This is a genomic window from Corallococcus sp. RDP092CA (assembly GCF_041903675.1).
Lineage (GTDB): Bacteria > Myxococcota > Myxococcia > Myxococcales > Myxococcaceae > Corallococcus.
The window spans coordinates 1-7,288 of the sequence record NZ_JAYESI010000068.1 but is presented as its reverse complement, the minus strand read 5'-3'; the positions used below and the strand labels follow the sequence as shown (position 1 = coordinate 7,288).

The window sequence follows — 7,288 nt, the reverse complement described above, 5'->3', positions numbered from 1 at the left end:
CGTCACCGTGTCGCTGCCGGACTTGATGGTCAGCCCGCCGTCCTTCCCCTGCGACACCGTCGCCGTGTTGTTCCCCGCCCCCAGGTCCACCACCGTGCGCCCGTCCGCGTTCGTGCTCACCTGCGGCCCGGCGATAGCGCTGGCCACGCGGCCCGCGGCCTGACCCGCCGCGGCCCCGAGGCTGCCAGTGGCCGCCTTGCCCGCGGCCTGACCCGCCGCGGCCCTGAGGCTGCCGGTGGCCGCCTTGCCCGCGGCCTGACCCGCCGCGGCCCCGATGCCCGCCGCGCCCTCACCGGAGCGGAGCTCCGCGGACAGCACCGGCCGGGACGCGCTGCCCGTCCGCGGGGCCGCGTCGAAGCCGTCCTTCATCCGCTGGGCGACGGCGGTCTTCACCGCGCTGGGCTTCGCCGTGGCGGGCGCCTTCGCCGGCTGCGCGCTCACGGGGGACGAGGGGGTGCGCGAACCGGGCTTTCCAATCGTGGTCATGTCGCTTCTCTCGGGTGACGGGGACACCCGGTGCGGGCCCGGGCGGACGGCGACCGGGGAGCGGACGAACGCCGCTCGAGGGGGATTGTCGCGGGCGCGTCACGCCGGTTGCCTCGCCCCGCTGATTCCGGGCCAACCCCGTGAAATGACTCGGTAGAGGGGGTCACGAATGTGTGACGTGATTCGCTCGTTCCCGTGACAGGGCGACCGCGCCGGTGACGGCGTCGCAACATCCGGGGGCGCTGTGTGGCGGTTGGCCGCGCTCTTCTGTAACGGGGGTGTCACCTTGGGACCGGGCGGGTCCCTCCCCGTTCCCCGCCCGGTTCCGCCGACCCATGACCTTCGCCTCGTCCCACCGCTCCGTCCTTCAGGCCCTGCTGGCTGGTACCGCGCTGTTCTTCTCCTCCTCCGCCCTGGCGCTGGCCCAGGAGACTCCGCCCGGGTCCGCCCCCACCGGGGAAGCCCCGCCGCCCGCGGAGCCCTCCACGCCCGTGCCCGCCGCCGCGCTGCCGCCTCCCGAGGAGGAAAAGAAGGACAAGCCCTGGTACGAGACGCTCCGCCTCCGGGGCTACACGCAGGTCCGCTACAACCGGCTGCCCAGCTTCCGGGTGAACGACTCGCTCATCAACGAGCAGGGCGACCGCTTCCTGGGCAAGGACACCGGCTTTGGCATCCGCCGCGCGCGGCTGGTCATCTCCGGGGACGTGCACCCGCACGTGTCCGTCTACCTTCAGCCGGACTTCGCCTCCGTCATCGGTGACCAGTACAACGTCACCCTCATGCGGGACTGGTACGCGGACATCTTCGTCGACACGGCGAAGGAGTTCCGCTTCCGCGTGGGCCAGTCGAAGGTGCCCTTCGGCTTCGAGAACCTCCAGTCCAGCCAGAACCGCCTGGCGTTGGATCGCAACGACGCCATCAACAGCGCGCTGAAGGACGAGCGCGACCTGGGCGTGTTCTTCTACTGGGCGCCCGCGCACATCCGCGAGCGCTTCCAGTTCCTCGTCGACAGCGGCCTCAAGGGCTCTGGCGACTATGGTGTCGTCGGCCTGGGCGTCTACAACGGCCAGACGGCCAACCGCGCCGAGCGCAACAACAGCCCCCACGCCGTCGCGCGCGTCACCTGGCCGTTCCTCTTCGGCTCCCAGTACGTGGAGGTCGGCGCGGGCGGCTACTACGGCCGCTTCAACCTCGGCGCGTCCCCGCGCGACGAAGCGGCCTATGCGCTCGCGCGCGGCCCCAACCTGGTGGATGCCCGCGCCATCGTCAGCCTGATGATCTACCCGCAGCCCCTGGGCTTCCTGGCGGAATACAACCTGGGGCGTGGGCCGTCGCTGGGCTCGGGTCCGGACGAGGCGCTGCGCATCGACAGCCGCGACCTCCAGGGCGGCTACGCGCAGCTCATGTACAAGCTGGATGGGGTGGTGGGCGTGTCGCTCATCCCCTACGTGCGCGGCACGCTCTACCAGGGCGGCAAGAAGTTCGAGACCAACGCGCCCCGCTACGACGTGCGCGAGCTGGAGCTGGGCGCGGAGTGGCAGCCCTGGAAGGCCCTGGAGCTGACGGCGGCCTACGTCATCGCGGACCGCACCTCCTCGCGCTACCCGTATGAACAGGAGCAGGGACACGTGACGCGCCTCCAGCTCCAGTTCAATTACTGAGTCACCGCCGCGGGTCCACCGGCTCGCTCTCCAGGGCGAGCACGCCGAAGACGCACCCGTGCCCGCGGCGCAGGAACTCCTTTTCCCCGCCTACCCTCCGACCACCTGATCGATGGCGCCGAAGATGCTGGCCCCCGCGTCGTCCCGCATCTCGATGCGCACCCGGTTGCCGCGCTTGAGGAAGGGCGTCCGGGGCGCGCCGTCGCGCAGCGTCTCCACCACGCGCACCTCCGCGATGCACGAGTAGCCCGCGCCGCCGTCCCGCACGGGCTTGCCGGGGCCGCCGTCCGGTCCCCGGTTGGACACGGTGCCGGAGCCGATGAGGCTGCCCGCGCCCAGCGAGCGCGTCTTCGCCGCGTGCGCCACCAGCGCGCCGAAGTCGAAGGTCATGTCCACGCCCGCGTCCGCGCGGCCGAAGGGCTCGCCGTCGAGGAAGACCTCCAGGCGCCGGTGCAGCTTGCCCTCCCGCCACGCGGGGCCCAGCTCGTCCGGTGTGACGAACACCGGCGAGAGCGCCGACGCGGGCTTGGACTGGAAGAAGCCGAAGCCCTTCGCCAGCTCCCCCGGGATGAGGTTGCGCAGCGACACGTCGTTGACCAGCCCCACCAGCACGACCGCGCCCAGCGCCTGCTCGCGCGTGGCGCCCAGCGGCACGTCGCGCGTCACCACCACGACCTCGCCCTCCAGGTCGCAGCCCCACGCCTCGTCGGCGAGCGGGATGGGCTGGCACGGCCCCAGGAAGCCGTCGGAGCCGCCCTGGTACATCAAGGGGTCGGTCCAGAAGGAGGGCGGGAGCTCCGCGCCACGCGCCTTGCGCACCAGCTCCACGTGGTTCACGTACGCGGAGCCGTCCGCCCACTGGTAGGCGCGGGGCAGGGGCGCCGCGCACCGGGTGGGGTCGAAGAGCGCTCCCGGTACCTCGCCGCGCTCCAGCCGCTCCGACAGCGCTCGCAGGGCCGGCGCGTGGCGGTCCCAGTCATCCAGCGCGGCCTGGAGCGTGGGCGCGATGGCGGACGCGTCCGCCTGCCGGGACAGGTCCCTCGTCACGACGACGAGCCGCCCGTCCCTTCCCGCGTGGAGTGAGGCGAGCTTCACGGCTGGCCGCCCCCCGTGGAGGACAGGTTCGCCTTGGGCAGGTCCGCCCAGCACGCGTCGTAGTCCTTCTGGAGGGCGGCGCTCTCCATGGCCTGGCGCGTGGGCGCGATGACCCAGCGGGTCTCGAACATGAAGGCGAGCGTGTTGTCGATCTTCTTCGGCGTCAGCTCCGCGGCGACGGCCGCCTCGTACGTCTTGCGGTCGGGGCCGTGGGCGCTCATGCAGTTGTGCAGCGACGCACCGCCGGGCAGGAACGCGTCCGCCTTGGCGTCGTAGACGCCGTGGACCAGGCCCATCAGCTCGCTCATCACGTTGCGGTGGAACCAGGGCGGCCGGAAGGTGTGCTCCGCGACCATCCACCGGGGCGGGAAGATGACGAAGTCGCAGTTCGCCGTCCCCGGCGTGTCGCTGGGCGACGTGAGCACGGTGAAGATGGACGGATCCGGGTGGTCGAAGCTCACCGTGTTGAGGGTGTTGAAGCGCGCCAGGTCGTACGTGTACGGCACGTTGTTGCCGTGCCAGGCCACGACGTCGAACGGCGAGTGGTCCAGCGTCGTCTCCCAGAGGTTCCCCTGGAACTTCTGCACCAGGCGGGTGGGGCGCTCCACGTCTTCATACGCCGCGTGCGGCGCCACGAAGTCGCGCGGGTTGGCCAGGCCGTTGGACCCGATGGGCCCCAGCTCCGGGAGCCGGAACCCCGCGCCGTAGTTCTCACAGACGTAGCCGCGCGAGGGGCCCCCGGGCAGCTCCACCCGCATGCGCATGCCGCGGGGGATCAGCGCGACGTAGCCGGGCGGGACCTCCAGCACGCCCAGCTCCGTGACGATGCGCAGCGCCCCCGTCTGCGGGACGATGAGCAGCTCGCCGTCCGCGTTGAAGAACGCCGTGTCCGTCATGGACACCGTCGCCGCGTAGAGGTGCACCGCCGCGCCCGCGCCCTCGGATGGGGAGCCGTTGCCGCCCAGCGTGAACAGGCCGTCCACGAACGGGGTGGGCGTGGTGGGCAGCGGGGTGGGGCTCCAGCGCAGGCGGTTGGGCGAGGGCGGCACCTCCCGGAACGGTCCGCTCTTCAGCGTGCGGGCGTCCACCTGCCGGTACGCCGGGTGGCCCGCGCTGGGCCGCAGCCGGTACAGCCACGTGCGCCGGTTCACGCCGCGCGGCGCGGTGAACGCGGTGCCGGAGAGCTGCTCGGCGTAGAGGCCGAACGCGACGCGCTGGGGCGTGTTCTGGCCCACTGGAAGCGCACCGGGGACAGCCTCCGATGCGTGCTCGTTCCCAAAGCCTGTCAGGTGGCGGACGTTTTCCATGGCGCCCGAAATAGTAACAGATGTAACCAACGCGGCAAGGCTCAGGGGCCAGGCTTGAGCGCCCGGATGGCGGCGCGCTCCACGCGCTCCAGCAGCGAGCGCAGCACCGCGCGTTCAGCGGACGACAGCTCCGCGAGCACCTCCGCCTCCGCGTCGAGCGCGGCGGGGGCCACCCGCTGGTAGAGCCTGCGCCCCGAGGCGGTCAGCGTCAGGCGCCGCGAGCGGGCGTCGCTCTGGCTCGTGGCGCGCCGCACCAGGCCGCGCTCCTCCAACGAGCGCGCGGCGCGGCTCACCGGCACCTTGTCCATCCGCGTGCGCCGGACGAGCTCCAACTGCGAGCGCTCCCCGTCCTCGCCCAGCACGGCGATGAGGCGCCACTCCTGGGTGGAGAGGCCGTCCTCGGCCGCGTAGACGCGCGCGATGCGCTGGCTCACGACGTTGTCCGCGACCGACAGGCGATAGGGGAGGAAGTCATCCAGGGTGAGGCGCGCGGCGCGTGCTTTCTTCATCGGGCGGGGGACTATAGCCAGCGCGGTGCCCGCGAATGATGGCTGTCTGGGGGGCCAGCGCTCCGGAGGTGGCACCGGCGAACGCCGACATCGCGCTCACCCGCACCGCGCCCTGACCTCAGCGCGCCCCGGCGCGGCGGAAGCCATACACCCACGCGCCAGCGGCGACGAGCGCGGGGAGCACCACCGACACCGTGAGCGCGCCGAACACGGCGTCGTTGGTGGGCTGTCCGATGAGGTCCACGCCGGACACGCGCAGCCACGCCTTCACGCAGGTGATGCCCCAGTTGGCCCAGTTGGCCACGATGACCGCCCAGGCCAGGCGCCGCTGGCCCGCGGGGCCATAGCGCAGCATGGGCAGGGTCCACGCGACGCCCAGGAGGAAGAACGTGCCCATCAGCGCGTTCAGGTGCGCGGCGAGCGCCATGTGCGGATCCGCGGGCACCTTGCCCGTCATGGCCGCGGAGACGTAGCCGCCGGTGAGCAGGCCCACCAGCATCAGCCACGCCGCCGCGTGGGCCATGAGCCGGGCGGCGGGCTGGACGAGCGGGACGACGGGGGCGTCGGTCGCGACGGCCTCGGGGAGGGGACGGGGGGAAGCAGGGGGCATGGTGGGCAGAGCGCCATCCTCGCACCCAGTCGCGCGCGGACGCCAATCGCCCCCGTCCTGACTTCCAGCGTCAGAAGCGCGCTTGGAGCAGCACGTTGGCGCCCACGGCGTTCGCGGGCTGGCGAACGGGCTGGGCCATGCCCGTGACGTCATCCTCGAAGAGGGTCCGGTTCGGGTCGTGCGCGTAGGAGACCTCCGCCAGCACGCCGACGATGGCCCCCAGGTCCCAGCGGGCCGTGGCCTTCACGGTCACCACCAGCCCCGGGTCGTCGCCTTCGGGCAGGAGGCTGATCACGTTGGGCCGCTGGAACACAGCGGTGTAGTGGCGGTCCGTGGGGAGCACCGGCGCGTTCCGAAGTGAGGCGGGGCGGGTGATGCGCACGAGCAGCCCGGGCGTCAGCCCCCAGTCCTGGAGGTGGTAGTCGCTGCTCAGGGTGGCGGACACCTCCGCGCGGGTCTCCGAGTCGCGCGGGAAGTCCCGGTACGGAGGGAACCCGGGGACGTCCCCCTGGATGAAGGAGAGCGTGCGGACATAGGCCAGCGCGTGCGCGCGCCAGAAGCCCTGCTTCACCCGCGCCTCCAAGGCTCCCGCGCCCCCCGTCTGCATGGTCCGCTCCATGAAGCCGTCCGGATTCAACAGCCCCTGGGATACGAGGCTGCCCTCCAGCGACACCGACGCGCCGAAGCCTCCCGGGTACGTCTCCGGCTGGAAGAAGCGCTCGAAGAAGGTCGGGTCGTCCTGGTACAGCGCGAGGTCCACGTTGTTCCCCACGGGCGCACCCCGGTGCCAGGCCGCGCCCAGCGAAGCTCCGTACACGGGAGCGTGCACTTCGTAGCCGACCTCCGCGGCGGAGGGGATCGGTCCCCGGTTGAACGCGGTCCCCTTCGCGGCCAGTCGCAGCTCGGGCGCGACGTCCACGAAGCCGCCCGCGAGCAGGGCGTAGCGGCGTGAGACGTTCAGGCTCAGGTCATCGAGCATGTTGGCGGACTTGAGTGCCACGAAGGCATCCCAGTGCCGCCGGGACAGGCGCAGCTCCAGCGCGGACTCGCTCCCGGTCGGAACCCCGGAGCGGCGGGGAAAGGCCTGCCGTTCCCAGGTGACCGGCCAGGTGAAGCCCATATGGAGCCGCGACGTGCTCACGGGGTGGACCGCCACGACGAGGCCCTCTCCGCTCTCCCAGCCCGAGGGCCGGTAGCGCAGCCGCAGGTTGCTGCCGAAGTCCTGCAAGACGATGCCCGGGGTGTACGGCGTGGAGAGGAAGAACGACAGCGTGGCCTCCGCGCGCAGGCCCGACGCGAGCTCCGGCGTGTGTCCTTCCAGTGCCGCGTGGAAGGCCGTGCTCGAGCCCTCCGCATCGACGTCCTCGTCGGCGGCCTGGAAGGACAGGCGCGCCTGGAAGGGCGGCTCGGTGGACGTGGTGGCTTCAAGGGCCTGGCCCAGGAGGAGCAGGAGGGGAAGCGTCAGGAGTTGAGCCGTCATGAGGGCCGCGCGTCTAGGGCGTGTCCGCAAATAAATCGAGCGCAGCCGGGTGTTAGAAGGGCATGAGCCGAGGAGAGCTGACGGACGCCCAATGGGAGCGGCTGGCCGGACTGCTGCCGCCCCAGAAACCCGCGCGGGGG

6 protein-coding genes and 1 pseudogene are annotated in these 7,288 nt (G+C 72.0%); 1 reads left to right on the top strand and 6 read right to left on the bottom strand.

Annotated features, from left to right (window positions below; all coding sequences use genetic code 11):
- Positions 1 to 486, bottom strand: a pseudogene (locus U8525_RS34020) (alkaline phosphatase); the annotation flags it as partial.
- A 335-nt stretch (positions 487 to 821) separates the two neighbouring features.
- Here U8525_RS34020 and U8525_RS34015 point away from each other — a divergent pair.
- Positions 822 to 2,147 (top strand): porin, encoded by a 1,326-nt coding sequence (locus U8525_RS34015; RefSeq protein WP_374270902.1) that lies wholly within the window; start codon positions 822 to 824, stop codon positions 2,145 to 2,147.
- A 90-nt stretch (positions 2,148 to 2,237) separates the two neighbouring features.
- Here the strand turns inward: U8525_RS34015 and U8525_RS34010 are convergent, their stop codons facing one another.
- The 5 genes from U8525_RS34010 to U8525_RS33990 all read right to left on the bottom strand — a co-directional run bounded on the left by U8525_RS34010 (position 2,238) and on the right by U8525_RS33990 (position 7,148).
- Complete coding sequence (locus U8525_RS34010; RefSeq protein ID WP_374270901.1) at positions 2,238 to 3,242, bottom strand: fumarylacetoacetate hydrolase family protein; 1,005 nt, start codon at positions 3,240 to 3,242, stop codon at positions 2,238 to 2,240.
- Positions 3,239 to 4,549: a homogentisate 1,2-dioxygenase gene (gene hmgA / locus U8525_RS34005; protein ID WP_374270900.1), complete on the bottom strand. Its 1,311-nt coding sequence runs from the start codon at positions 4,547 to 4,549 to the stop codon at positions 3,239 to 3,241. Before hmgA ends, U8525_RS34010 begins: the two co-directional genes overlap by 4 nt.
- A gap of 41 nt (positions 4,550 to 4,590) precedes the next feature.
- Complete coding sequence (locus tag U8525_RS34000; RefSeq protein WP_374270899.1) at positions 4,591 to 5,058, bottom strand: MarR family winged helix-turn-helix transcriptional regulator; 468 nt, start codon at positions 5,056 to 5,058, stop codon at positions 4,591 to 4,593.
- A gap of 118 nt (positions 5,059 to 5,176) precedes the next feature.
- On the bottom strand, positions 5,177 to 5,668 hold the full coding sequence (locus U8525_RS33995; RefSeq protein WP_374270898.1) for a hypothetical protein: 492 nt from the start codon (positions 5,666 to 5,668) through the stop codon (positions 5,177 to 5,179).
- A 70-nt stretch (positions 5,669 to 5,738) separates the two neighbouring features.
- A complete protein-coding gene (locus U8525_RS33990) occupies positions 5,739 to 7,148 on the bottom strand; it encodes a hypothetical protein (protein ID WP_374270897.1) in 1,410 nt (469 codons plus the stop codon).
- Between the last annotated feature and the right edge of the window lie 140 nt (positions 7,149 to 7,288).

What these genes read in the sequence shown, in the direction of transcription:
- U8525_RS33995 (WP_374270898.1), bottom strand. Translation starts at nt 5,668, where the DNA reads ATGCCCCCTGCTTCCCCCCGTCCCCTCCCCGAGGCCGTCGCGACCGAC.
- hmgA (WP_374270900.1), bottom strand. Translation starts at nt 4,549, where the DNA reads ATGGAAAACGTCCGCCACCTGACAGGCTTTGGGAACGAGCACGCATCG.
- U8525_RS34015 (WP_374270902.1), top strand. Translation starts at nt 822, where the DNA reads ATGACCTTCGCCTCGTCCCACCGCTCCGTCCTTCAGGCCCTGCTGGCT.
- U8525_RS34000 (WP_374270899.1), bottom strand. Translation starts at nt 5,058, where the DNA reads ATGAAGAAAGCACGCGCCGCGCGCCTCACCCTGGATGACTTCCTCCCC.
- U8525_RS33990 (WP_374270897.1), bottom strand. Translation starts at nt 7,148, where the DNA reads ATGACGGCTCAACTCCTGACGCTTCCCCTCCTGCTCCTCCTGGGCCAG.